This is a genomic window from Pedobacter sp. N36a (genome assembly GCF_014472395.1).
Classification (GTDB): domain Bacteria; phylum Bacteroidota; class Bacteroidia; order Sphingobacteriales; family Sphingobacteriaceae; genus Pedobacter.
Genome location: NZ_JACSZW010000001.1, coordinates 285790 through 310565, shown reverse-complemented (window position 1 = coordinate 310565; position 24776 = coordinate 285790). Strand labels below are relative to the sequence as shown.

At 40.9% G+C, this 24776-nt stretch carries 21 protein-coding genes; 7 read left to right on the top strand and 14 right to left on the bottom strand.

Annotated elements, in window-relative coordinates; all coding sequences use genetic code 11:
• The first annotated feature begins 40 nt into the window (after positions 1–40).
• The gene (locus H9X96_RS01485) at positions 41–934 is read left to right on the top strand and encodes a mechanosensitive ion channel family protein (protein ID WP_255430947.1); all 894 of its coding nucleotides are present in this window, start codon (positions 41–43) and stop codon (positions 932–934) included.
• Positions 935–973: 39 nt separating this feature from the next.
• Here H9X96_RS01485 and H9X96_RS01480 read toward each other — a convergent pair whose 3' ends face one another.
• On the bottom strand, positions 974–2689 hold the full coding sequence (locus tag H9X96_RS01480) for an ABC transporter ATP-binding protein (RefSeq protein ID WP_187664571.1): 1716 nt from the start codon (positions 2687–2689) through the stop codon (positions 974–976).
• A gap of 93 nt (positions 2690–2782) precedes the next feature.
• Between H9X96_RS01480 and H9X96_RS01475 the strand changes: the two genes are divergently transcribed.
• Positions 2783–4096: a nicotinamide mononucleotide adenylyltransferase gene (locus H9X96_RS01475; RefSeq protein WP_187664570.1), complete on the top strand. Its 1314-nt coding sequence runs from the start codon at positions 2783–2785 to the stop codon at positions 4094–4096.
• 35 nt (positions 4097–4131) lie between these two features.
• On the opposite strand, the gene H9X96_RS01470 is transcribed toward H9X96_RS01475, so the two are convergent.
• Positions 4132–4575: a GNAT family N-acetyltransferase gene (locus H9X96_RS01470; protein ID WP_187664569.1), complete on the bottom strand. Its 444-nt coding sequence runs from the start codon at positions 4573–4575 to the stop codon at positions 4132–4134.
• 103 nt (positions 4576–4678) lie between these two features.
• Positions 4679–5170, bottom strand: coding sequence for a YajQ family cyclic di-GMP-binding protein (locus tag H9X96_RS01465; protein ID WP_062549667.1), 492 nt, complete (start codon positions 5168–5170; stop codon positions 4679–4681).
• 151 nt (positions 5171–5321) lie between these two features.
• Here H9X96_RS01465 and H9X96_RS01460 point away from each other — a divergent pair, with 151 nt between their 5' ends.
• The 3 genes from H9X96_RS01460 to H9X96_RS01450 all read left to right on the top strand — a co-directional run bounded on the left by H9X96_RS01460 (position 5322) and on the right by H9X96_RS01450 (position 9201).
• Positions 5322–6131, top strand: coding sequence for a hypothetical protein (locus H9X96_RS01460; RefSeq protein WP_187664568.1), 810 nt, complete (start codon positions 5322–5324; stop codon positions 6129–6131).
• Between the two features lie 110 nt (positions 6132–6241).
• Positions 6242–8299 carry a polyphosphate kinase 1 gene (ppk1, locus tag H9X96_RS01455; protein WP_187664567.1) on the top strand — a complete coding sequence of 686 codons (2058 nt, stop codon included), beginning with the start codon at positions 6242–6244 and terminating at the stop codon, positions 8297–8299.
• Positions 8300–8304: 5 nt separating this feature from the next.
• Positions 8305–9201, top strand: coding sequence for an exopolyphosphatase (locus tag H9X96_RS01450; RefSeq protein ID WP_187664566.1), 897 nt, complete (start codon positions 8305–8307; stop codon positions 9199–9201).
• A 9-nt stretch (positions 9202–9210) separates the two neighbouring features.
• On the opposite strand, the gene H9X96_RS01445 is transcribed toward H9X96_RS01450, so the two are convergent.
• The 7 genes from H9X96_RS01445 to H9X96_RS01415 form a co-directional block, all read right to left on the bottom strand.
• On the bottom strand, positions 9211–9678 hold the full coding sequence (locus tag H9X96_RS01445) for a 4'-phosphopantetheinyl transferase superfamily protein (RefSeq protein WP_187664565.1): 468 nt from the start codon (positions 9676–9678) through the stop codon (positions 9211–9213).
• Positions 9675–9929, bottom strand: coding sequence for an acyl carrier protein (locus tag H9X96_RS01440; RefSeq protein ID WP_187664564.1), 255 nt, complete (start codon positions 9927–9929; stop codon positions 9675–9677). The genes H9X96_RS01445 and H9X96_RS01440 overlap by 4 nt, the downstream gene beginning before the upstream one ends.
• Positions 9930–9995: 66 nt before the next feature.
• A complete protein-coding gene (locus H9X96_RS01435; protein WP_187664563.1) occupies positions 9996–11273 on the bottom strand; it encodes a beta-ketoacyl synthase in 1278 nt (425 codons plus the stop codon).
• Positions 11263–11712 (bottom strand): 3-hydroxyacyl-ACP dehydratase FabZ family protein, encoded by a 450-nt coding sequence (locus H9X96_RS01430; protein ID WP_187664562.1) that lies wholly within the window; start codon positions 11710–11712, stop codon positions 11263–11265. The genes H9X96_RS01435 and H9X96_RS01430 overlap by 11 nt, the downstream gene beginning before the upstream one ends.
• A 24-nt stretch (positions 11713–11736) precedes the next feature.
• Positions 11737–12789, bottom strand: coding sequence for a type III polyketide synthase (locus H9X96_RS01425; protein ID WP_187664561.1), 1053 nt, complete (start codon positions 12787–12789; stop codon positions 11737–11739).
• A complete protein-coding gene (locus H9X96_RS01420; RefSeq protein ID WP_222943809.1) occupies positions 12786–13499 on the bottom strand; it encodes a methyltransferase domain-containing protein in 714 nt (237 codons plus the stop codon). The genes H9X96_RS01425 and H9X96_RS01420 overlap by 4 nt, the downstream gene beginning before the upstream one ends.
• A 3-nt stretch (positions 13500–13502) precedes the next feature.
• Entirely contained in the window at positions 13503–14630 is a 1128-nt protein-coding gene (locus H9X96_RS01415; RefSeq protein ID WP_187664560.1) for an NAD(P)/FAD-dependent oxidoreductase, read from the bottom strand.
• Between the two features lie 267 nt (positions 14631–14897).
• Here H9X96_RS01415 and H9X96_RS01410 point away from each other — a divergent pair, with 267 nt between their 5' ends.
• Complete coding sequence (locus H9X96_RS01410; RefSeq protein WP_187664559.1) at positions 14898–17954, top strand: TonB-dependent receptor; 3057 nt, start codon at positions 14898–14900, stop codon at positions 17952–17954.
• Between the two features lie 41 nt (positions 17955–17995).
• Positions 17996–19420, top strand: coding sequence for a RagB/SusD family nutrient uptake outer membrane protein (locus H9X96_RS01405; RefSeq protein ID WP_187664558.1), 1425 nt, complete (start codon positions 17996–17998; stop codon positions 19418–19420).
• 73 nt (positions 19421–19493) lie between these two features.
• On the opposite strand, the gene H9X96_RS01400 is transcribed toward H9X96_RS01405, so the two are convergent.
• The 4 genes from H9X96_RS01400 to pgl form a co-directional block, all read right to left on the bottom strand.
• Positions 19494–20435, bottom strand: coding sequence for a gliding motility-associated C-terminal domain-containing protein (locus H9X96_RS01400; RefSeq protein WP_187664557.1), 942 nt, complete (start codon positions 20433–20435; stop codon positions 19494–19496).
• A gap of 17 nt (positions 20436–20452) precedes the next feature.
• Positions 20453–21241: a hypothetical protein gene (locus H9X96_RS01395; protein WP_187664556.1), complete on the bottom strand. Its 789-nt coding sequence runs from the start codon at positions 21239–21241 to the stop codon at positions 20453–20455.
• Positions 21242–21268: 27 nt separating this feature from the next.
• On the bottom strand, positions 21269–23566 hold the full coding sequence (locus H9X96_RS01390; protein WP_187664555.1) for an Ig-like domain-containing protein: 2298 nt from the start codon (positions 23564–23566) through the stop codon (positions 21269–21271).
• A 468-nt stretch (positions 23567–24034) separates the two neighbouring features.
• Positions 24035–24760 carry a 6-phosphogluconolactonase gene (gene pgl / locus H9X96_RS01385; protein WP_062549653.1) on the bottom strand — a complete coding sequence of 242 codons (726 nt, stop codon included), beginning with the start codon at positions 24758–24760 and terminating at the stop codon, positions 24035–24037.
• Between the last annotated feature and the right edge of the window lie 16 nt (positions 24761–24776).

Sequence of the window (24776 nt, the reverse complement as noted above, 5' to 3'; positions counted from 1 at the left end):
TATCTTTGACTAAATAAGGTTTTATTAAAGAAAATAGGTTTTGATAACTATAGACGATAAAGAGCGGGAAACAGGCAAAGAGCTGATCGTGATTCTGATTAAGGCAGTGATTTGCATGGTGCTGATTTATTTTGCCATCGAGGTTCCGCAATTGTATGAAAATTCTCCTTTTCTTGGTAAATTAAACAAAGCATGTATCTTGTTTTTAGGACCAAGTTTGCTGGTTTCTGTCCTCAGACAGGTCGTAATTTTTTGGTACATCAAGAAACATCGGTTAAAAAAGACGGTTAAAGATAATTTTATCCTTGGAATCAACAGGGTGGTATCGATCTTAAATACGGTATTTATGGCCCTGGCCTTAACCACTTTATTCAGTGTAAATCCTTTAGATCTGGTGTTTAGTGTTTCCATTGTGGCGGCTGCATTAGCAGTAACGTTTAAAGATTATATCACCAATATGATCAATGGATTGATCATTATGTTTTCAGATCGATTGTCTTTAGGCGATCATATCAAGTTGGGCGAGTATGAAGGGAAAATTCTAGACATTACACTGATCAATATGATTCTTCAGAATGAAGACAGTGATATGGTGATTATTCCTAATTCAGTGGCTTTTGGTTCTGTGATTGTGAACCAATCGAAGCAAAATACGAAGAAATTGAGTATAGAATTTGACTTGTCACTGAGACACAGTTATACCCCGGATTTTTTGGAAGAATATCTGGAAAAATCGATTGAAAATGATGCTGATAATGTAGTAGAAGGTGGTTTGTCGATCAAAACGATTGCCATCAATAAAGATGTTGCCGTCTTTAAAGTGATGGTGCTTTTGAAACATTATGATAAGGTAAAAGAACGTGCAGTAAGAAGGTTGCTGAATACGGCAATTATCCAGTTGGCCAGCGGCTCAGCAGAACCGGAAATTCATTAAAATCTACCTGGATTTGAACAATTGATTCGGTTTTTGGTATTAATCTTTAGGAGAAAAACCAGGTATTGCTGCAATTAGTTTTTTCGTGTATTCCGATTTGGGATGGAAGTAAATGTCTTCTGGAAAGCCCAGTTCTTCTATTTTTCCTTTGTTCATCACAATGATTCGATCGGAAAGGTGTTTTACTACAGAAAGATCGTGCGAAATGAAGATGTAGGTCAGGCCGAAATCTTGCTGTAATTGCTTCAATAAATTCAATACCTGCGCCTGTACGGAAACGTCAAGGGCCGATACGGATTCATCGCAGATGATGAATTTTGGTTGTAAAGCCAATGCTCTGGCGATCACAATACGTTGCCTTTGTCCGCCGGAAAATTCATGAGGATATTTATTAAAGGTGTCCGGATTTAAGTCCACTCTTTCCAGAAGTTCCATGACATGAGCTTTTCTTTTAGTATCATTTCCAAATAACTCATGCACCTGTAAAGGCTCCATTAAAGCGTTCCCAATGGTAAGTCTTGGGTTTAAAGAGGAGTAAGGATCCTGGAAGATGATCTGTATGTCTCGTCTTATTTTCCGCAGTTCAGATTTAGGGAGTTTACAGAGCTCTTTTCCTTCAAAAAACAGCTGACCTGACGTTGGATTGATCAGCCTTAAAATGCTCCTGCCTAAAGTTGTTTTGCCACAGCCAGATTCTCCAACCAGACCAAGTGTTTCTCCTGGAAAGACCTCGAAACTGACCTGATTTACCGCTTTTACATAGTCGGTAGTTTTTCCAAACAGACCTTTCCTGATGGGAAACCAGGTACATAGATTCTTTACCTGTAAAATTGGCCTTTGTCCATATAGAAATGATCTTCTATCGCTGATTTCCTGAGGCTGGTAGGTGTTGCTTTCTAAAAGATGGGCGACGGCCAGATCTGGATCACCAGATAAAAAATCAGCCACCACTGGTAGTTTCTTTAAGTGATGCAGTGGGTTTGGTCTGCAAGCCAATAAACCTTTTGTATAGGGATGTTTTGGAGATTCAAATATGTTTTTTGTGTCTCCTTGTTCTACGATTTCGCCTTTATACATCACTGCAATCTGATCGGCAATTTCTGCGATTACTGCCAAATCATGGGAGATGAAAATCATGGCCATATCCCTTTCTTTTTTTATCCGCATGAGCAGTTGAAGGATTGTTTTTTGGACGGTCACATCGAGCGCTGTAGTAGGTTCATCAGCAATTAAAAGTTCTGGATTGCAACTTAGTGCCATCGCAATCATCACCCTTTGCTTTTGTCCGCCGGAAAGTTGATGCGGATAGCTTTCAAAGATTTGCTCCGGGCGAGGCATTTGTACTTCCTCAAATAAGGCAATAGTTTTGGCTCTGGCCAATGCTTTCGAGCTGTTTTGGTGGAGCATAATTGCTTCTTGTACCTGGTAGCCGCAAGTAAATACCGGATTCAGGGAGGTCATGGGTTCCTGAAAAATCATGGCAATCTTATTGCCTCTATATTTGCGGATTTCCTCAGCAGAAAGCTGAAGTAAGTCGATTCGATCAAACTCAATATCTCCGGAAATCTTTGTATTCAGCGGATCATGAAGCCTCATAATGGAAAAAGAGGTAACCGATTTTCCTGAGCCCGATTCTCCTACAATTCCCAAAACTTTTCCTTTGTCTACACGGAAACTAATGTCGCTCACCGCATTGTGCCAGGAATTTTCTTCTTTATTCAGGAATTTTATATGGAGGTTGGTCACATTTAGCATCGGAAATTAAGCTTTGTTTTGATCTTTAAATTTTTGACTCAAGATAGGCAATTTTATGGCCTGAATTCCGTCTTATTGTGTTATTTTTGCAGCATGGAAAGAGAAATTCTGGATACCAAGCGTAAGGCTTTGAAGATTAACTTAAACCCTAAGATTTACGGAACCTTTGCAGAAATTGGCGCGGGACAAGAAGTGGCCCGTAACTTTTTTACTGCGGGTGCTGCTTCTGGAACGGTTGCGAAAACCATGTCTGCGTATGACATGACTTTTAGTGATGCCATTTATGGTGTAGAAGAATCAGGAAGGTATGTGAGTCAATCCAGATTGTTGAAAATGCTGGGTCATGAATTTGGCCTGTTAAATGAAAGATTGAATGGGGAGAAGTATGATGACCGTACTTTCTTTGCGTTCGCAGATACGGTAACGACTTTAAATTACAACAAATCAAATGATCCTCATGGATGGATTGGAATTCGTTTTCAATCGGAACCAGGAGGGGAGCCTAATGAGATATTCTTCCACGTAAGGCTGCTGGATACTGATGCTGCGCTACAGCAGAATGTATTGGGTATTATCGGTGTAAATTTGGTTTACGCAGCCTTTTATTACAACAATGATCCGAAAACAATGATTGAATCTTTAGCAGATAACCTGACTGTAGGTTCTGTAGAGATCGATCTTATTTCTGTGAGCGGTCCTGCTTTTGGAAAGATCAACAATATCCTTTTGAACCTTTATCTGATTGTAAAAGACTTTTCTGATGCAGCGATTTTTGATTCATTAGGAAACCCTTGCCTGCCGAAAGACTTGCTTTATAAAAAGGACATCATGATCTTACGCACCAAATATGCGCAGAAATCAAATCCTAACTTTAGCATGTTAAACAAGGCGGTAGACCAGTTTGTTCGTTCAGAAAGTGTCCATAAAGAAAACCTAAGCGTATTGATCGAGGTACTTTTATCTAATGTATTGAGTGCAGGAGATGATGAGCCAGAAAGTTTCGATCTGGAAGCTGTTGCAAAACGAGCAGAAGATATGTGTAAAACAGGCAATCTTGTGATGGTATCCAACTTTGCCAGACACAATAAGCTGGCGAAATACCTGGACCGCTGCAAGCCAAAAAGTGTAGGGATTTCTACGAACATCAACAACTTGAAATTCGTGTTCAACTCGAGTAATTTTGGAGAGAACTATTCTAGTCAGCTGCTGAGTTATGTGAGTGATATGTTTAGTAAAAATGTACGTTTATTTGCCTATCCTTTTCTGGATAAGAAGACTAATACAGTAATTACTAGTGCGAATATGCCGGTCACTCCGGATGCAAAGCCACTGTTCGACTTCCTGATCCTGAATGGATATATCGCTGATATCAGAGATTACAGCGAAGGGGACGTGAAAACTGTGTAATTGATAGCTAGATATCAATATATAAATATTTTATATTATTCGTTATCCAGATAGGGATCTTTAATGACAATCGCCATCAGGCGGTCCGGGTGGTCAATCTGTTTAAATCCAAATTGCGCGTATAAATTGTGGGCATCCATTGTAGCCAGCATATACCTTCTTAGACCTTGTAAATCAGGATGAAAAAGCATTAAGGACATCAGTTTTTTTGCCAGGCCTTGTCCGCGGTAAATTTCTTCTACATACACATCTGCTATATACGCAAAGGTTGCCCGATCGGTAATCCATCTTGCAAAACCGACTTGTTTTCCTTCGGTATAAATACCAAAACACAGGGAGTGAGCGATAGACTTTTTTACAGTTTCCAACGGGATATTCTGCGCCCAATAAGATTGAGTGCTTAAAAAATGATGAATGGCAATCGGATCAATTTTCTGAGGATCATCAGAATAAACAAATCCACTATCAATAATTTCCATTGGCTCGTGTTTTTAGTGGAGGGGTTTGAAAAAAATGAAGCGCGAAATGAACTGATCACTGCATTGTAAATGCGGTGATCAGTTGGATAGCAGTACCAGATGGTTAGTTGCGCATGTTAATGAATTGTAAGGGCTGGCCAAAATCTTCGCCTTTACAAAGTGCGATGACACCCTGTAGGTCATCAATGCTCTTACTCTGTACTCGAACTTGGTCATCCATCATGGAAGCTTGAACTTTTAATCCACTGGCCTTTATTTTTGCAACAATTTTTTTAGCAGTTTCTTTGTCAATACCTTCTTTAATAGAAATCTCTTTTCTGATCATATTTCCAGAAGCATAAGTTTCTTTTCCAAAGTCCAAACTATTGGAATCCAGTCCTTGTTTAACCATTCTAGAGATGATAGCATCCTGAATAGCTTTTAAACGCATATCATCTTCGGTTACAATGGTGATCTGGTTGGTTTTTTTATCATGATCAATTGTGCTCTTAGAAGTATTGAAATCATAACGGTTTAGGATTTCTTTTTTGGCATTGTTCATCGCGTTATCAAATGTTTGCGCGTCAACTTTACTTACAATATCGAAAGTGGGCATGATTATAGCTTTAGAATAAAAAAAATATTAGATTTAATTAAAATTTAACCCATAATGGGTGATCATCACAAATATAAACATTAAACAAGGAATATGAACTGAGCAGTGTCCTATTTATCTGATCAATCTAAAAACTTATAAATAAAAGAATATGAAAGGCAAAAAATCAAGAGTAGAAAAGAAAGTTGCTAAAAGTGCGGCGAAAAAACAATTGGAGAAAAGTCTAAGTGAGAAGTTTTTCGAAGTGGTAAAACATTTGGGACATGATGCAGAGAAGATTGGTGATGACATTGCAAAAGCGAGTAAAGTAGTCGCAAAAAAATTGTCGACGAAATTCCTTGAAGTGAAAGAAGCTGTAAACCAAAAACTGGAAGAAGCAGCCAAAGCGAATAAACCTTTGAAAAAGAAAGCAGAGAAAAAGGCTAAAGTTTTGAAAAAAGAACTGAATAAGGAGGTAAAGAAAGCCAAGAAAGTAGTTAAGAAAGCAGTAGCAAAAGCTAAACCTGTAGTTCAAAGCGTAAAAGTTCCAGCGATTGCTACCGAAGAAAAAGCTGCTGTTGCCTTGGCTAAGCCATTGAAAAAAGCAGCAGTTAAAGCAAAGTCTATTGCCAAAACAGCAGCTGAAAAGGCGGCTGTGGTAAAGAAAGAAGTTACTGGTACAGCGAAAGCTCCAGCTAAAACTGCTACCGCTAAAACTCCTGCTGCTCCTAAAACTGCAGCAGTAAAGCCTGTTGCCAGTAAAACAGCCACACCAAAACCTGCTGCAGCGAAAGCTCCGGCTGCAAAAGTTCCTGCAGCTAAAGCGAGTGTAGGCAGACCTGCTAAAAAAGCAGCGGCTCCTACAGCAGCTAAAACTCCGGCAAAAACACCTGAATCTGGAAATACACCTGTGGAATCAGCGGAAGAAAAAATAGCGGGAACAGATTTCAGCCCAGTAAATGATGCTGTAGAAAGCAAATAACGGGAGGTTAAGTTTTAATTCTATGAGGAGGTGATAATTAACACTGACTTAACAATAGAATTTGCAGTTTTGAGCATCCCTGTTTCTTACAGGGATTTTTTTATTTATACATGACACGAAAAAAGGCACCATTCCTAAATAGAGAGATCAGCTGGTTATATTTTAACGAGCGGGTTTTGCAGGAAGCGGCAGATGAAACTGTACCCTTGATAGAAAGGATCAAATTCCTTTCTATTTTTTCTTCCAATCTGGAAGAGTTCTACAGGGTAAGGGTGGCCACTATGAGCCGTTTGGCAAATCTCAATGAAAAAGCGAAGGCCTTATTGGGTTTTAATCCTAAAAAGATCTTAAATGAAATAAAGAATATTGTGGTGAAGCAGGAGCGGAAATTTGAACTGCTATTCCAGGCCACTTTGATCAATGAACTGGCTCAAAACAGGATTTTTATCCTCAATGAAACGCAGTTAAATGTAGCCAGGGGAGAGTTTGTAAGGAACCATTTTAGAGATAAAATCCTTTCCAACCTGGTGCCCATTATGATTGATCTGGATAAACCATTTCCAGAGTTAAAAGACAGATATCTTTATTTCTTTGTGCGCCTTTCAAAGGCTTCTTCCAAAACAAGTGCAAGATATGCACTCATAGAATTGCCCACTAATCTTCCCCGATTCCTGGTGTTACCAGAAACCAATGGATTAAAATTTATCATTCTGGCTGAGGATATTATTAAATATTGTCTGGATGATATTTTTTATGTGTTTAATTATGATGTAATTGACGCCTTTTCTATACAGTTGACTAGAGATGCAGAATTAGATATTGATAAAAGGGTTAGTGATAAATTTATTGAAGAATTAAAGAGTAGTTTGGATAAGCGAAAAAGAGGCAAACCTATGCGTCTTTTATACGATACAGAAATGCCTTTTGAGATGCTGACCGTATTGCTGAATAAGATGAAAATTGAAGCAGAGAGCTTGATTCCTGGAAACAGGTACCATCGTTTTGGTGATTTTATTGCCTTCCCGAATGTGGGAGGAAAAGAGCTGGAATATCCGCCAAATGTTCCTTTGAAAGTTGCTGGATTACACCGTACGGAAAGTATTTTCAATAAGCTGGCAGAGAAGGATTATCTGGTCAACTTGCCTTATCAATCTTATGATTACATCATTTTATTCCTGAGAGAAGCGGCGATTGATCCGAAGGTGACGGAAATTAATATCACGCTGTATCGCCTTGCTGAAAACTCAAAAGTGATCAATGCTTTAATCAATGCCGCTAAAAATGGTAAAAAGGTAAACTGTTTGGTGGAGTTAAAAGCAAGGTTTGATGAAAAAGCCAATATTTTCTGGAGCACAAGGTTAAAGGAAGAAGGGGTTAATGTCAATTATGGATTGACGGATTATAAAGTACATTCGAAAATCTGTTTAGTGAAAAGAATGGAAAAAGGGAAGGGGGTTTATTATGCCAACCTGGCCACGGGTAATTTCAATGAAAAAACCGCAGGTATCTATTGTGACCATAGTATTTTTACGGCAAAAAAAGAAATTACACAGGATCTGGTAAAATTGTTTGATGGCTTGAACAAGAAAACGGTGGTCAGTGGATTTAAGCATCTGATCGTTTCCCCACTGGAAAGCCGTACTAAGTTTTATCACTTGATCGATCGGGAGATTAAGATCGCCAAGTCAGGGAAACCTGCCTACATGATTCTGAAAGTAAACAGTCTTGCGGATGAAGGAATCGTAGAGAAATTATATGAGGCGAGTAATGCAGGGGTTCAGGTAAAGATGATTGTGAGAGGAATCTGTACCTTGGTGCCTGGGATAGCTGGTTTCAGTGATCATATCACCGTCATCAGTATCATTGATAAATTTTTGGAGCATGCCAGGGTTTTCATTTTTGGGAATAATGGCAAAGAAGAAATGTTCCTTTCTTCTGCGGATCTGATGAGCAGGAATTTCGAACACCGTGTAGAGGTTGGTTTTCCAGTGCTGGATGAAGAGGTAAAACAAGAAATCCGTGACATCATCGAATTCCAACTTCAGGATAATGTAAAAGCTCGCGATATCACCAAAATGAACAACAATAAATACCATAAAAATAGACTTAAAACAAAGGTAAGGGCGCAGGTTCAAACTTATAATTACTTAAAAAACAAACATCAATAAAGCCAATGCTTAGATATGCTGCTATAGATATAGGATCCAATGCCGTGAGGTTGTTAATTGCCGACATCACTAAAACTGAGGAAGGTTTTGGCTTTAAGAAAAACACATTGATCAGGGTGCCCTTACGTTTGGGGGATGATGCGTTCTTAGATCACCGCATTTCTAAAAGAAAAACGGAAGATTTATTAAAGACCATGAGCGCATTTAAAAACCTTATGGATGTCTATCAGGTATCTAAATACCTGGCTTGTGCTACTTCGGCAATGCGTGAGGCAGAAAACGGGGGAGAAATCATCAAACAGGTCAAAGAGGTATGTGACCTTAATCTGGAAATTATCCATGGCCAAAGGGAAGCAAACATCATTTATGCCAACCATATTGAGGAAACACTAGACAATAAAAGAAGTTATTTATATATCGATGTGGGCGGAGGAAGTACGGAACTTTCCGTGTTTGTAAACCGGATTCCAGTGGCTTCTAAGTCTTTTGATATTGGTACGATCAGAATTCTTGACAATCAAGATAGAGAGGAGACCTGGGAAGAAATGAAATTGTGGGTTAAAGAAAACACAAAATCACTTAAAAATCTAGCGGGAATTGGTACAGGTGGTAACATCAATAAATTGTACCGGATGTCTGATGAGAAGGAAGGAATGCCAATGTCATTTTTGAAATTAAAGACGCTTTATAATAACCTGAATAGTCATTCACTAAAGGAACGGATCCAGGTTTTTGGGTTAAATCCGGACCGGGCAGATGTAATTATTCCGGCATGTGAGATTTACATCACCTTGTTAAAATGGACAGGAATTAAGCAGATTTATGTACCTAAAGTGGGACTCGCGGATGGAATTATCAATCTTTTGATCGAAGAAAACTTAAATCAGCAGAACTATAAGTAAGCGGAGTGTTTATGTATAGGCCAATGCCAGGTATCGGCCATGGTGACTCACTGTGGCTGGCTCCGTATTTCTATAACTGGTGTCCATAGGATTATAGCCGCTAATATTCACTTTAATAGGTGGTAAGGGAAATTGTTCCGTTGCCACAGTATGAATGAAATGCTGACTGAGTATACTTTGCGTAAAAAAAGTTATGTTTTCGCATTGCACGCTGCCCGTAACCAGTGCTCCTTTGATTTCTAGCGTCTGACAAATGAGTTTTAAAGGAGCAAATGCGCGCCAGTTTTTTCTGCGGGAATGGATTTTATAGGCTGATTCTTTCATGCTCCATAACAACCAAACCATTTGCGTTTGATCGCTAGCTTCCAGGATCCAAAATTGTTCTCTTGGGCAGAACAGTTTCTCCAGATATCCTTTTCTGCGCCAATTACTTTCCAGTCTGGCCTGTCGCAAATCAACAATATCATTTCCTATCATTTTTCTTTCAATTTGTCGCTGATGATTTCCATCGCCGCACTTACATTGACCATCCTTTCCATTGAGAGGTTATCGATTTCGATATCGAATTCTTCTTCTACGTCTAAGACCACATCTACCAGATTGGCAGAATTAATTTTAAGGTCTTTAATGAAGTCTGTGCTTTCATTAAAGTACTCTAAAGCATCTTTATCATGGCTGTAATTGGCAACAATGACTTTTAATTTGGAGAGTAAAACGGATCTGTCCATGTTTTGTTTTTGAAATGGTATGGCTAACATATTGGTGGATCATAGATGGTGTTTCTTACAAACAGCTCAGTTGTCAATATGTTTTTTAAAAATGATACAGGCATTTACGTCTCCGAAACCGAAGCTGGCTTTGGCAAGGATATGAATGGGATGGGGGATTTGTTTTTGGGGGATTTTATTGGTCGAAATCAATGGGGTGATTGCTGGATTCAGGTCTTCGCAATTGAGGTTTGGGGCGATAAAACTGTGCTGCATCTGCAATAGGGCAGCAACACATTCAATACTGCCTGCAGCACTCAGGCAATGACCGACCATTGATTTTAAAGAATTGATGTAAGGAAAATCCTCGCCGGATCTTTCCAGTGCTTCAGCCCAGTTTTGGATCTCTAAAGCATCTTTTGAGGTTGCGGTGAGGTGTCCGTTGATCAGGTCGATTTCGCTGGGCTTTATGCCTGCGTTTTGAATCGCTTTGCGGATACAGCGCTGTACTGCCATCGCATTTGGAGCAGTCATAGTGCCGCTACCTCTTTGTCCGCCGGAATTGAGGTTTCCACCCAGAATTTCCGCATAAATTCTAGCACCTCTGGCCAAAGCGCTGTCCAGGGATTCTAAAACAAATGCACCTGCGCCGCTTCCGGGTACAAATCCGCTGGCACTGGCACTCATTGGCCGGGAGCCGGTTTCCGGAGATTCATTATGTTTAAATGTACAAACTTTCATGGCGTCAAATCCGGCCCAGATATAAGGCCCGCTGTCGCTGGTGCTTCCGGCAAGCATTCTCTTCGCCTGCCCGGATTTAATGCGCTCATAAGCCATTAAAATGCTTTCTGTACCAGTTGTACAAGCCGATGAATTACTGCTGACCTGGTTGCCCAGTCCCAGTTTTCCACCAATATAGGCACTGATGCCACTGGCCATCGTTTGGGACACCACATTACTGCCCAAACGGCGGGTTTGAAGGGCATCGATTTTGTAAATGGCCTCCCGGAATTTATCCACTCCGGAAGTGCCGCTGCCAAATATCGTTCCGCTGTCCCAATCCGGTTCATCGGATGTTGCAATGGTGAGTCCTGCATCCTTCCAGGCATCCATTGCCGCGATTACGCCATAAAGGATGCCGGAACTGTTGAAGTTCCTCAATTCAATTTCAGAGAAATACCTGGCAATTAACGCATCCGAAAGTACAGGGGTACCTGCAATCTGACAGGAAAATTCAAGGCTGGCCAATAAGGGATGGTAACTGATGCCGGAACGGCCATTTTGTATAGCCTCAAGAAATGGAGTTAAACCAACTCCATTTGGTGCAACTACACCCATGCCCGTTATGACCACTCTATTCAGCATTCATTTTATTGGTTACCATTCCAGAAATCGTTCCTTTACAAACAACATCACCAGCAGCATTGGTCATTTGTACCTTACAATGGAGCTTTTTGAAGCGGAAATAAACTTTTTCAGTAGTTACTGTTACTTTTTCTCCCGGGAAAACTGGTTTCATGAAATCGATGGCCGTAGAAGTCAGCATTACGTGTCCTGGAAGTCCGGAACTGGTCGTTGCAGTCAGGAAAATACCTAGGCAAACCAATCCGATTTGTGCCATCGTTTCCGTTAAAATTACACCAGGAGTTACCGGATTATCTTTGAAATGGCCTTTGTAAAAATCAAGGTTTTTATCGTAGGTATAAGTTCCAACAGAACCATTTTCATCGATAGATAATAGTTCGTCAACAAATAAAAAGGGCTTGCTATAAGGTAAGTGGGTTAGGATTTCTTCTTTGTTCATAATAGTTTCAATTATCCGGTAAAGTTACCACTTTAATAATATTCTCTGCGCAGAAAAACCAGGTCCAAAGCTGAGCATCAGACCAAGATCTCCTTTTTTCGGCTGCTTGTCCATAAAACGTTCCAGTACATACAGGACAGTAGCACTGGACATGTTCCCGTATTGCCGCAATATTTCTTTGGTATCCAGGATGTTTTTTCCGGAATTTCCGAAAAGTTCTTCTACCACCTGAATGATTTTTTTTCCTCCCGGATGGAAGATCAAATGATCAATATCTTCCAGGGATAAATCATGTTTCTTTAAGAAAGGATGGATGATTTCTGGAAAATGAGCGGCTATGTTTTCAGGAACGTCTACATCCAACACCATTTTCAAGCCGGTATTGCTCAAATGAAAACCCATAAGCTGCTCGGAATTGTAAAAGTGATACATTTCTTCTCCAATGATTTCAGGCCCGGGATCATTTTCATCCGCTGATAATAAGACACAAGCTGCACCATCACCAAAAATAGCGGCACTGACCATATTAGCCATAGAAAAATCATTCAGTTGCAGGGTGGCTGTTGGGGATTCTACCGCCACTACAGCTGCGCGTTTTCCAGGATTTGCTTTTAAGAAGTTCTTCGCGTAAATGATACCGGAGATGCCTGCCGCACAACCCATTTCGGTAACTGGAAGGCGAACAATGTCTTGTCTGAGGTTTAAAGCATTGATCAGATAAGCATCTAAGGAGGGAATCATGATTCCGGTACAACTGACCGTAATGATATAATCCAGGTCTGCAGGTTTCCAGTTTGCCTTGGCCAGGGCCTCCCTTAAACAGGTCGTGCCGAGTTGGATACCTTCCCGGATGTAGAGGTCATTGCGTTCCTCAAAACTAGCTTTTCCAAAAACATCCTCTGGCGACATCATGGAGTATCGTTGGTCCACCATGGCGTTCTCAAAAACTTTCTTTACTTTTCTTTTGAAACGGTCATCCTGTCCAGCCAGCCAGCTGTCTAGAAATGGAATGATTTCGCTGGTGGTTCTGGAAAATTCAGGAACTGCTTTTGCTACTGTTATAATTTTTACGCTCATATGGTCGGGATAATCCATTGGTAACGGAATGCCCATTTCCAACGGATGGAGGTGTTTACTAGTTTCAATTGATTGGCGTATTGCTGCAGATCTTTTCTTTTAAATCCCCTTAAGATGGATACCAGTCCGTCTTCTTTTGACATTTTATTTAGTCGGAACACGAAGCATAAGGCAATAAACAAGTAATAAGGAACTGCACTCCGCTGTAAGTCGTTAATGACGATTCCTAACTGAGCATTTTCTTTAAATATAGAGAGTAACTGCAGCAGTTCTGGATCTTTAAAATGATGTAAAGTAAGCGTGCATAAAATAATATCGTAAGGGGTTGATAAAGCCGATTTGTCAAAAATATCAATGCATTCATAATTGATGTTTTCATAGGCAGCAGACAACCGACTCGCATGCTGAATGGTAAAAGCGTTGGCGTCTATGCCTGTGAGCTTGAATTTTAAATGATGTGTGGCAGCATAATCTGCTAACACACGCAGCATATCACCATTGCCGCAGCCAACATCAAGTATGTTGATTTCTGTAGTTGTTCCTGCCGTTGTGCTTAATAGTTTTTTTACACCATCAAGCGTTACTTTGTTACCTCCCAGCAATTGGTTAATTCCTGCTATTTTGTCGAGTGCATCTTTTAATATTTCTCCCTCCATGGAAAAGTTATCCATGACTTCCGGCAATTCGCTTCTGTAAGTTGTATCTACCATTAGTTAGGGTATGATGGGTTTTCCATGGGTTTGCTTGATCATCATAGACAATAGAAAAGGATATTTTATTAATATACGCATGAATCTGCGGGTTAGTTGTTTTTTTCTTAAAATTCCAGACATTACTTTTCCAGCAGTGATGCGACTCAGGAAATGTTGATTCCATAAACTTCGGTATTGCTTTTCCAGCTGTGTCCTTGAGGAAGATTTCCCTTCCAGGTAGTCGATCACGCTGGATGCACAAAGTTTTGCACTATGAATGGCCATGGCCATTCCATTTCCACAGAATGGGTGAATCAGGCCAGCAGTATCACCGATCATCAGCACATGGTTTTCCAGAATTGATTTCTTTTCAAAAGAGATTTGTCCGATAGCCAATGGCTGGTCGAACAGGAGCTTACAATCGTCAAATATTTTCCTCAGATGAGGGTTCTTATAAAGTACCTGTAACCGGTGTTCTGGAATGCTTCTATACTTTTTAAATGAGGCATATTCTACCAGGTAACAGATATTGATCTTATTATTTTCAACTTTGGATACGCCGCAATAGCCGCCTTCAAAATTGTGAAGGCCAACCAGATCATCAGGAAATGACCCTTCATAATGCGCTTTTATGGCGAGCCAGGGTGATTTCTTTTGCATAAAACTCCTGGATAGTTTTTGATCCAATCCATCCCGTTTGCCATAAGCGCCAATCACAATTTTTGCGGTAATCGGGGCGTGATTTGCCATTTTAACAAGGAACAAATCCTCTTTAAAACTCAGGTCTACCACCGTATCCTGTAGAATGTGACAGCCCCTGGCTATGGCTTCCTGAAAAAGGAAATGGTCTAAAGCATACCTGCTGATTCCCAATCCCCCTAAAGGCAGAGTGGTTTGTAACAGTTGTCCGTCATTTGTAGAAAATTGAAATTGATGAATTGATACCGGGGATAACAGGTTCAAATCTACGCCCAGCCATTCCAGATAGGGTAATACTTCATTTGATAAGTACTCTCCGCAAACCTTATGATGAGGGTAGGAAGCTTTTTCAACCAGGGTAACGGGGAATCCTGATTTTAAAAAATGAAGCGCTGCCGTTAATCCGGATAATCCAGCTCCTATAATAAGTACCTCTACCTTCGATTCCATTGCATTCATCAGTTGTTGCTAATAACATAAGGCCTAGATGATTTGTTTTTTAACTTATTTTATAATTTTCCTCCTATTGATTTAAGAATTTCACCCCTCGGTGACCTTATCGATTCCTACATTGGATTGCCAAATATTTATTTTATGAACGGATACTTTCTCGAAAGTATCGACCACTCTATTGGAAATTTCATTAGAGATCTTCTGCCGTAATATTTGAGCGCCATCAATGAAAACCCGCAACTAATCATCAAAACCAAATATATTATGATAAAAAGAATCACACTTCTTATTGCTTTTCTGCAATTCTGCTGCATGATTGCATTTGCCCAAACCATACCCCTAACTGGTACGGTTAAAGACAAATCGAACAATCCGATCCCTGGTGTTTCCGTAAAACTGAAAAACTCCGGACTTGGAACATTAACCAATGCGGATGGTAAATTTTCTATTGCGGCTAAAAAGGGGGATGTGCTGACATTTACCAGTATTGGTTTTACCTCACAAAACTATACTGTTGCCGGAGTGCAGATCAACATCATCCTGACTGAAGACAATACCGACTTAGACGAAATTGTGGTGGTCGGCTATGGTACTCAGAAGAAAAAAGACCTGACGGGTGCAGTCTCTTCCATTACGGCAAAAAGCCTGGAAAATGTGCCGATCACGCGTGTGGATCAAATGATTCAAGGACGCGCAAGTGGGGTGCAGGTTACGCAGACCCAGTCTCAGCCAGGTGGAACGGTAAGTTTGAGAATTCGTGGTACCAACTCCATTAATTCTAGTAATGAGCCTTTATTTGTGATTGATGGATTTCCTGGAGCAGGGAATTTAAGCGCCATAAATCCGAACGATATTCTATCCATTGATATTTTGAAAGACGCTTCTTCTATTGCTATTTATGGCAGCAGGGGCGCAAATGGTGTAGTGATCGTGACGACAAAAAAAGGGACAGCGGGGCAGTCGGCGATCAATTTTGAAGCCTATTATGGACTTCAAAAGGTAAGAAATCCTTACAAAATGATGGACGCAACTGAATATGCTAACTTTTTGAATGATGCACAAAGGCTGACCAATATCGAAACCCCAGCTTCTGCAAAGGCATTACCTTATACCGATGCGCAGCTGGCCACTTTAGGAAAAGGAACAGATTGGCAGGATGAGATCTTTAGAACAGCAGCGATCAGTAATTACCAGCTTAATTTTATCGGAGGAACGACAGATACGAAATACAACCTGAGTATGAATTACTTTGACCAGGAAGGTATTGTCATCAATTCCGGCTATAAAAGAGCCTCTGTCCGTTTTAACCTGGATAAAAAAGTTGGGGAGAAACTGAACTTCGGTTTTACGTCAAATCTTACTGCAGGCCTTGATAAACGTGCATTAGTGAATACCAGCGGCGGTTCTGGTGGTGGAGTTTTATTGGATGCCTTACGGATAAATCCGGCGGTACCTGTGTATTCAGATGGAGATTACACCTTTCAAAATGGCCCTACAGGTTATGCTTTTGCTTTAGGAAATCCCGTTGCTTATGCCAATAAAACAAAAAATCAATACAAGAATCTTCGCGGCCTGGTTAATTTCTATGGAGAATATGAGATGATTAAAGGATTGAAATGGAAATCAACATTCGGTACAGATTTTAATCTGCAGACCAGGGATTTTTATGTGCCTTCCGACCTGTTTGTGGGCAGCAATACACTCGGCACTGCCAGAAAAGAATATGCCGATAACATCAGTTGGGTCAATGAAAATACGTTAACCTACGACAAACAAATTAATAAGGACAATGCGATCAATGTGATTGGTGGATTCAGTATGCAGGAGTTCTACAACACAGACTTCTTTGCAGCAAGTAATAATTTTTTCACCAATGTACTGGGGGCTGATAATATTGGCATCGGCGCAAACGTACTGGTTCCCGGATCTGGAAAAGTTAAGAATAACCTGGCTTCCTTTTTTGGTCGTGTTAATTACCGTTTCATGGACAAGTATCTGGTGACTTTCACGATGCGTGCCGATGGTTCTTCGAAATTTGGTGTAAATAATAAATGGGGGTATTTCCCTTCAGGTGCGGTGGCATGGCGTGTGATACAAGAAGATTTTATGAAAACTCTGCCATTTGTGAGCGACCTGAAACTGAGGGCTAGTTATGGGATTTCTGGTAATCAGGAAATTGATCCCTACCAATCTATTGCGCGTTACAGTGTGAATGGCGCCACTTTGGGTGGAAATCGTGTGGTAGGTGTATCGCCGAATAACATTCCTAATCCCAATCTGGCCTGGGAATCTACCGCTTCATTTGACCTGGGTATAGACCTTGCCTTTTTTAACAACAGGATTTCATTAACTGCCGATTACTACCGCAAAAAGACCAAAGATTTGCTGCTTAATGTTTCTGTGCCTAGGACAGCGGGTTATGCCAGTATTTTACTGAACGCAGGTGGGGTGTCAAATAAAGGATTTGAGTTGGCACTGAATACAGAGAATGTTAACGGAGAAAAATTCCAATGGAGCACCAATCTTAATTTCTCGATGAACAGAAATAAAGTGACCGATTTGGCTGGAGAAAAAGAACGTTTTGTTGGCGATGCCAGCAGTGCATTGTTCCCGTCAGGAACAGGAGGGACTAGTATTTTAAGAGTAGGAGAACCGATCGGTTCATTTTTCGGATACCGTTTTTTGGGCATCTGGCAAACTCAGGCAGAGATCGATGCCAGTGGCATTAAAGGGGTGTTGCCTGGAGATCCACGTTATGCAGACCTGACCGGAGATAAAGTAATTGATGCGAAAGATCGCGAAATCATTGGGCATGCGCAACCGGATTTTATCTATGGGATCACCAATAACTTTACTTATGGTAGGTTAAACCTGAATGTTTTTATTCAAGGGGTACAGGGATCTGAAGTATTAAACCTCAACAGATATGAAATGGAATCTGGCGATTTTACCACCAATAAACTGGCTTCGGTAGTGAATAGGTGGACGGGACCCAATAGCAGCAACACCATTCCGAAAGCCAATTCTACCTTGCGCAGAAGGACAGGGGTAACCAGCGATGTGGTCGAAAACGGCAGTTTTTTAAGACTGAAAACGGTTTCAATGGCCTACAATCTGCCAATTGGCAAAGCATTGGGTAAAACCATTAAATCAGCCAGTATTTACATGACCGGAACCAACTTGCTGACCATCACGGATTACAGTGGTTACGATCCTGAAGTAAATTCTTTTGCACTCAGCAATGGTTTAAGTTTAAACACGGATTATAACGCGTATCCAACCACTAGAACCTATACTGCAGGAATCAGGCTGGGCTTTTAAATGATCAACTGTTAAGATTTTAATCCTATTAAGAAAAGATAATGAAAAAGATAAATATACTAATTGCCGTTTTGGTGGTGCTTCATCTATCGTCCTGCAAGAAGTTCCTTCAGGAAGATGCTTACGATTTTATTTCTCAGAACAAATTTTATAAAACAGAAGGGGATGCGAACGCCGCTTTAAACGGCGTGATCAGCATCATGCAAACGCAGCAATATTACGGTCGTACAGTTTGGGTGGTGAACGACCTGACCGGTGATCAGATGAAAGTTGGATTGCCTCAAACAAACAGGCCGGAATTGTATAGCCAAACCTATACCTCCACCAATGGAGAGATCAGTAACTGGTGGAACAATGCATATGTACTGATTAACCGTGCAAATGATGTGATTCAAAACGTAGAAGCAGGTCCGATTTCAGCTCCAATAAGAGACAACATTGTTGGTAATGCCAAGTTTTTACGTGCTCTGGCTTACTTTGACCTGGTTAGGAGTTTTGGAGATGTACCATTAATCCTTAAGGCAACTGAAGGTTCAGACGATTTGAAACCTTTAAGAACACCCATCAAAGAAGTGTACAAACAGATTTTAGCAGACTTAAAATTCGCAGAAGCAAACTGTCTGAAAGAAGATAAGATCCCTGCAGCAAGTAAAGGTCGCGTTTCCAGTGGTGCTGCAAGCGCATTAATGGCAAAAGTATACCTGACCAGAGCAGCGAGTGCAGCAGCAGAAACCACCGATGATCAGGATGCCCTGGCCGCTTGTAATAAGGTCATCGCAGTGAGCCCATCAGTTTACACCTTATTGCCTTTTGCAGATGTCTTTAATCCGGATAAAAAGGTGGGCAACAAAGAAGAGATCTTTGTGGTTCAGTTTGGCCTGGCGCCAAGTACAGGCACGATTACGCCAAGAATGCACCTGCCAAAATCGGTGTTCCCGAATGATGGAAATGAGGCTTTTTACGTAGAAAATGCGTTTGCTTTAACTTACAGTAATACTGACCTGCGAAAAGCAGCCACTATTGGTGTAGTTCCAGGTACTGCTAATTTCTATTACCTGAAGTTTACTGATCCTGCCCGACAAGGGAATAGTGCGAGAAACAACTGGGTAATTCTGCGTTATGCAGATGTGTTATTAATGCAGTCCGAAGCCATGAATCAGCTGAATAGCGGCGACCCAAATAAATTTAACGGGATCAATGCGGTTAGAAACAGAGCTGGCTTATCGCCGCTAACCACCGTGACTACCCCTTCAAAAGAAGATTTCATCACTGCTTTAGTGGAGGAAAGGGGATGGGAGTTTGCTGCTGAAGGACAAAGAAGGTATGACCTGCTCAGATTAGGCAGAATGAAACAGCAGCAGCTGAAAATACACAACATCACCTTGGATGACAAATACTTGTTAATGCCTGTTCCTGAAACAGAAAGAACATTAAATGAGAATCTGACACAGAACAATGGGTTTTAACTAAAAATGAAAAATCCGGCTGCCTCAGGAAGAGGAGCCGGATTTTTTCAATAATCGAGCGCATGTTTTTATTTTAGCGGATAATCGTGACAAATCCTTTGTAAATTTCCCAGGTGTTATTGGCCATTTTAACTTTCAGCAGGTAGAAATAGGTCCCTTCCGACAGTTGTGATCCGTCCCAGTCATTCTTGTAAGGTTTTTTCTCCAGCACCGCTGATCCCCAGCGGTTGAAAATACTCAGCTCATTTTCAGGATATCTTTCCAATCCTGGAATGGTAAAGGTGTCATTTTTTCCATCGCCATTTGGCGTAAATACATTACTAATAATTAAATCAGTTACCGATTTCCGGTTGGTAGAAGTATTGTTTGACAGATCAGGATCTGATTCTGTGGCGGACACAGTCGCTGTGTTTTCCAGCATACCGGGTTTTGAAGGTTTCACTCTGATTCTTAAGCTTGCTGATTCTCCATTCTCCAGTTTCGGAATCTGCCATAATACGGTTCTACTGCCCAGTGCATAATCGGCGTAACCTAAGCTAGGGTGAAGCAACTGTTCTAAGACCATGTTTTCCGGAAGGATATCCTGAACTTTCACGTTGCTGGCCGAGCCGACACCATTGTTTTTTACCTGTAACAAGTATTCAAAAGCATCATTTACGGTAATCGATTTATTCTCTGAACTTTTGGTAATCATTAGGTCTGCACTCAATACCAGTACCGTCCCTCCAGTGAGCAGGAGGGGGTCTGAAATGTCAGAAGCACAACCATTTGTATTGTAAGAAATCACGGTGTAGATGCCAGGATCGAAAGCGGCATATTCAATATTAGTGGCCTCAGGTATAATGACGCCATTTTTTAACCACTGATAACTCACTGCATTAACAGAAGCGGCCCGTAATTTTAAGGACGAACCCGCAGGAATTACTGCGGTTGCCTGGCCATTAGATTGCGCAAAGCATGCCGTTGCACTGAGCAACAGCATACCTGACACAAATCCTGTTTTTCCGTTAAACATTAATTATGAACTAATGATTATGGTGCAATTCTAATTATTGGTTTAGCTGGTTTAGCCGTTACGTTAATCGTAGGCGAGGCCCCTGATTCCACAATACATCCAGTACCAGTGTCGCCTTTAAGCGTACCTGCCGCAACTTTGTAGTTTATTTTTGCTTTAAATATATAAGCGCCATGTCCTGCAGTATTGTTTAAAGTGAAGGTGTTAACGTTTAAACTTGCTGGTAGTATCGGATCGATAGTACCTACTGTGGTGACATCACCTACAGCGTTAGCATCTTTTGTTGCAGACCATACGAATTCGTAGCTTACATCTGTCAGTTCTGTTGCAAGTGCTGCTGCGGTAGCGGTAATTACTGAACTTGTTAAAGCGGTATTTGAACCAGATTCACAAAAAGTAAGTGTTGGAGCGGCAAGCGTAATTGTTGGTGCTGGCAATGCATATATTTTAAATGCATCGGATACATCTCCAGAACAAGAATTTGCACTGGCCGAGATGACAAAAACTTTATAATTATGAGCACCGGTACCTAATGCTGGAAGTGGAAATGAAGGAGCAACTCCATTTGCAGTCACCGTCAGCTGCGTTGCCGTTCCCATTGGCACATCGGTTGTCGCATTGAATTCCTGCCAAACGACGATGTCATTCACTTTAAGTGTACCTGTGACTGTCACATCTGGGAGCAGACTTGCTGTTCCGCCTCCGCATAAATACAGATCAAAGGCACTTGCTGACGCGTTAAAAGGCAATGCAAATAGAGTCACTGCAATTGCAATTAGTTTCAGGGTTTTGAATTTCGTTTTCATAATTTAAGTTTTAAGAGTTTATGTAGGTTAATTTAAAATGACATGTGGGGTGGGTGGTTTCGGGTGCATGATGATCAACACACTGCTGTCGCTAAAACAACCGTCTTTTGTGTACCGTAAGTAATAGGTAGTATTGCCAAGCGCCGGGGAAACTGTTGTAGAACTTAAAGGAGTTCCTCCAGCGCTGATCGCAGACCAGGAGTAGGTGCCACCAGTTGTTCCGTTTCCGTCATTTGGATTTAAGGTGTTTAGGTCTACCGCCTGTCCTAAGCATAAATTTTTCTGAGTGATTGTGGGGAGGGCCGGTTGCAGATGAACCGTCACGCTGGCCGTAACGATCGTAATACACCCGTTCCCATTGGTCACTGTGTAGTTGATTGTGGCAGTTCCAACAGCAATACCAGTTACCAGACCAGTACTGTTTACCGTTGCAATGGTTGGGTTTGCGCTGCTCCATACTCCCGGACTTGTGGTATTTGCTAACTGCGTTGTTTTACCAATACAGGTGCTCATTATTCCTGTAATAGCAGCAACCACAGGTAAAGCGTAGATGGTGACTGTTGCTGTTTGCGAAGACGTACAACCATTCGCATTGATCACTGTATAGGTAATCACAGAAGTTCCGGAGGTTACACCAGTCACAATTCCGGTAGCCGGGTCAATGGTCGCAACTGCTGGAGTAGCACTGCTCCAAACTCCGCCAGTTGGATTACCTGTTAATGTAGTGGTTTTACCCACACAGGCAGTTAATGTTCCGCTAATGGTGGGAACAGCAGGTAATGTATTGATCGTTACTATGGCTGTAGTACTTTTGGTGCAATTATTTGCGCCAGTAACTGTATAGGTGATAATTGAGGTACCAGTAGTTTGGCCTGTCACTATTCCTGTAATTTGATCAATGGTTGCCACGGTTGGAGTACCGCTAGTCCAATTACCCCCTGCAGTTAAGCTGCTTAATGAAGTTGTTTTCCCAACGCATGCAGTTAATGTTCCCAAAATTGGGCTGATATCTGGAGCTGGAAGCACGGTAACCAAGGCTGGCACCCTAATAGATTCTTCTGTACAGCCATTTTTAACGATCGCAACATAATAAGTTGTCGTAGTCGTTAGCAGAGGAGTAGTAAAGCTATTTCCTGTACCTACTAAGTTTCCTCCAGTGGCGGCATCATACCATTTAGCGGTAGTTAAAGCTGGAGGGGTAACTACTAATGTGGTAGAGGTATTGGCACAGATGGTAGGATTTGGAACCGTAAGCACCGGACTTGCAGCGGTGATCTGAACTTCATGTACGCGCAAAGAAAATAGGACACTTAGTACTGCTGCGCTGTTAACAGTTAATCGGTCAAAGGAAGCACCTGGTTTAATAGAGGTGGTTACTGGTATTCCACTACCAAGTAAAGTGAGTAAGTCAAGGCTGAGTAATGTTCCAAGAGTTTGCGTCCAGACTGCGGTTGGATTGCTTCCATTATAGGCGCTTATAGTAATTGTATTTGCCAAGCCAAGACTTAGGGCCATCGCTGGAACAGAAAGGGTTACTTTAATTTCGTCAGTTGTATTTGATAATGCAGAAAAATAGAAGTGTTGATTTACACTACTTAGCAATGCTGCTGGGGTAATAGTAGAATAAGTAGTAAGGTTTCCATCTATGGCTTGTTGCATATTATCTACCGCTCCATTTCCAGATTTTGAGGTACCAATAGCAATTCCGCAATCGACAGGAGCAGAGGAGCCGTTTGCATTGTAGTAAGCATATTGTATGTCTACGCTAGCGGTTTCTTCTGGAGTTACGTTCAAAAGTCCACTTCCTGCTGCAGTAACATTTATGCGTATTTGATTAAAAGCCGCGGTCGCATAAACAGCAACATATTGTGAGCCATCTCCAGCAACGATATTGTAAAAAGCAGTTCCAGCGGCTGCTACGCCGTTATTAAGGGCAACTCCAGTAACTGTACTTGCTGATGTTGGAAGTGACACTGCTGTTATTTTTGCAAATACTATTGTATTTGATGGAACTGCAGCGTCGAATTTAAGGTCTGCATAAGCAATAGTGGCGGTACCTACTCCTAGTCCCCCATTTGTTCCTTTTGCAAGAACTCGGGTGAGTGGAGTGGCGCTAGGTTGGATGGTAGAATTTCCAGTCCCACTTGTGCAATTTGCAATATTGGAGACTGTTTTTAAAGGGCTTGAGGAATTAGCACTTGCACTACTTGTAGTTGCATAAACCCGCTGCCCTTTCACATCGTCTCCCCAGATCACAATTAACGTAATCGTTAATAGTAATAAAAAACAATTTCTACTGATGTTTTTCAAACTGAACAGCGACATTTTAGAGAGTTTTCGGCTATTTTATTACCTTCAGGATAATAAAATGGCTATTTTTTACGTTACTTCAAACATAAGAGAGAATAAGGGTTTAACGGCTGTTCATATTGTTCATTATATTTTGAATAGTTATGTATTTTATTTCTATTAGAAGTAAATAAGCGTCCTTGTTTTCTTATTTGGTTGTTTATTTCTAAAAATATTTCTTAATTAGAAAAAATAGTCTATGTTTTTTGGTTTCGCTAAAAGACAACTATAACACGATCAAATTTATTTAATCTTGGAACGTAGATTATTGCTTGTAATGCAATAATTTTTGTTGTTTTTCGGGGAGGTATGTCCTCAAAATACCTCATGTATTTATAGATTCTAGGCCTGGAATATGGCTAGACGAAATCATGACTATTTCCAAAAAAAAAGACCGGCAACCAGATAGGAAGCCGGTCTTTTCAACCGATATTAAAAATAAGACTAGTGATCCAACAATGCTGCGGCAGCATCATCTAAAAACCAGGTCACGCTTCCGTCTACTGGTTTAATCAACTGTGTAGGATATAATTTCGGATTTTTCTTTTGATCTTCGATCACATGTTTCACTGCTTCTGCTTTATTCTCACCGAAAACTAAGAATGCAATATTCTTCGCTTTATTGATCAATGGAGCAGTGAAGCTAATGCGGTAAGTCGACAATTTTTCTACAAACACAGAATCCACTTCTACTTCTTTATTATTCAGGATCGTAGTTCCTGGAAATAGGGAAGCCGTATGTGCATCATCGCCCATGCCCAGTAAAATCAGGTCGAAACAAAGATCTGCACCATCGAAATGGGCATTAATTGCTTTCGTATACTCAATTGCTGCTTTTTCAGGAGCAAGTGTCGTATCTACATAAAAAATCTGATTTGCAGGAATCTCCAGCAGGTCGAGCATCGCTCTTTTTGCCATTAAGCCATTATAGCTTTCATGATCAGGCATCACATTTCGTTCATCGCCGAAGAAGAAATATACTTTAGTCCAGTCGATTTTATCTTTATAGGTTGTAGCCAGTGAGTGGTACAATTCTTTTGGAGAGTTACCCCCGGTCAGTACAAAATTGAAATAGCCTTGTTCTTCAATCGCTTTGTTGGCAATTGCAACAATATAATCCACTAGATCCTGCTGTAATTCTTCCTGGGTTTTATAAATCAATAAGTTCATTCGTATTTGTTTTATT

What these genes read in the sequence shown, in the direction of transcription:
- H9X96_RS01480 (WP_187664571.1), bottom strand. Translation starts at nt 2,689, where the DNA reads ATGCTAAATGTGACCAACCTCCATATAAAATTCCTGAATAAAGAAGAA.
- H9X96_RS01475 (WP_187664570.1), top strand. Translation starts at nt 2,783, where the DNA reads ATGGAAAGAGAAATTCTGGATACCAAGCGTAAGGCTTTGAAGATTAAC.
- H9X96_RS01470 (WP_187664569.1), bottom strand. Translation starts at nt 4,575, where the DNA reads ATGGAAATTATTGATAGTGGATTTGTTTATTCTGATGATCCTCAGAAA.
- H9X96_RS01465 (WP_062549667.1), bottom strand. Translation starts at nt 5,170, where the DNA reads ATGCCCACTTTCGATATTGTAAGTAAAGTTGACGCGCAAACATTTGAT.
- H9X96_RS01460 (WP_187664568.1), top strand. Translation starts at nt 5,322, where the DNA reads ATGAAAGGCAAAAAATCAAGAGTAGAAAAGAAAGTTGCTAAAAGTGCG.
- ppk1 (WP_187664567.1), top strand. Translation starts at nt 6,242, where the DNA reads ATGACACGAAAAAAGGCACCATTCCTAAATAGAGAGATCAGCTGGTTA.
- H9X96_RS01450 (WP_187664566.1), top strand. Translation starts at nt 8,305, where the DNA reads ATGCTTAGATATGCTGCTATAGATATAGGATCCAATGCCGTGAGGTTG.
- H9X96_RS01445 (WP_187664565.1), bottom strand. Translation starts at nt 9,678, where the DNA reads ATGATAGGAAATGATATTGTTGATTTGCGACAGGCCAGACTGGAAAGT.
- H9X96_RS01440 (WP_187664564.1), bottom strand. Translation starts at nt 9,929, where the DNA reads ATGGACAGATCCGTTTTACTCTCCAAATTAAAAGTCATTGTTGCCAAT.
- H9X96_RS01435 (WP_187664563.1), bottom strand. Translation starts at nt 11,273, where the DNA reads ATGCTGAATAGAGTGGTCATAACGGGCATGGGTGTAGTTGCACCAAAT.
- H9X96_RS01430 (WP_187664562.1), bottom strand. Translation starts at nt 11,712, where the DNA reads ATGAACAAAGAAGAAATCCTAACCCACTTACCTTATAGCAAGCCCTTT.
- H9X96_RS01425 (WP_187664561.1), bottom strand. Translation starts at nt 12,789, where the DNA reads ATGAGCGTAAAAATTATAACAGTAGCAAAAGCAGTTCCTGAATTTTCC.
- H9X96_RS01420 (WP_222943809.1), bottom strand. Translation starts at nt 13,499, where the DNA reads ATGGTAGATACAACTTACAGAAGCGAATTGCCGGAAGTCATGGATAAC.
- H9X96_RS01415 (WP_187664560.1), bottom strand. Translation starts at nt 14,630, where the DNA reads ATGGAATCGAAGGTAGAGGTACTTATTATAGGAGCTGGATTATCCGGA.
- H9X96_RS01410 (WP_187664559.1), top strand. Translation starts at nt 14,898, where the DNA reads ATGATAAAAAGAATCACACTTCTTATTGCTTTTCTGCAATTCTGCTGC.
- H9X96_RS01405 (WP_187664558.1), top strand. Translation starts at nt 17,996, where the DNA reads ATGAAAAAGATAAATATACTAATTGCCGTTTTGGTGGTGCTTCATCTA.
- H9X96_RS01400 (WP_187664557.1), bottom strand. Translation starts at nt 20,435, where the DNA reads ATGTTTAACGGAAAAACAGGATTTGTGTCAGGTATGCTGTTGCTCAGT.
- H9X96_RS01395 (WP_187664556.1), bottom strand. Translation starts at nt 21,241, where the DNA reads ATGAAAACGAAATTCAAAACCCTGAAACTAATTGCAATTGCAGTGACT.
- H9X96_RS01390 (WP_187664555.1), bottom strand. Translation starts at nt 23,566, where the DNA reads ATGTCGCTGTTCAGTTTGAAAAACATCAGTAGAAATTGTTTTTTATTA.
- pgl (WP_062549653.1), bottom strand. Translation starts at nt 24,760, where the DNA reads ATGAACTTATTGATTTATAAAACCCAGGAAGAATTACAGCAGGATCTA.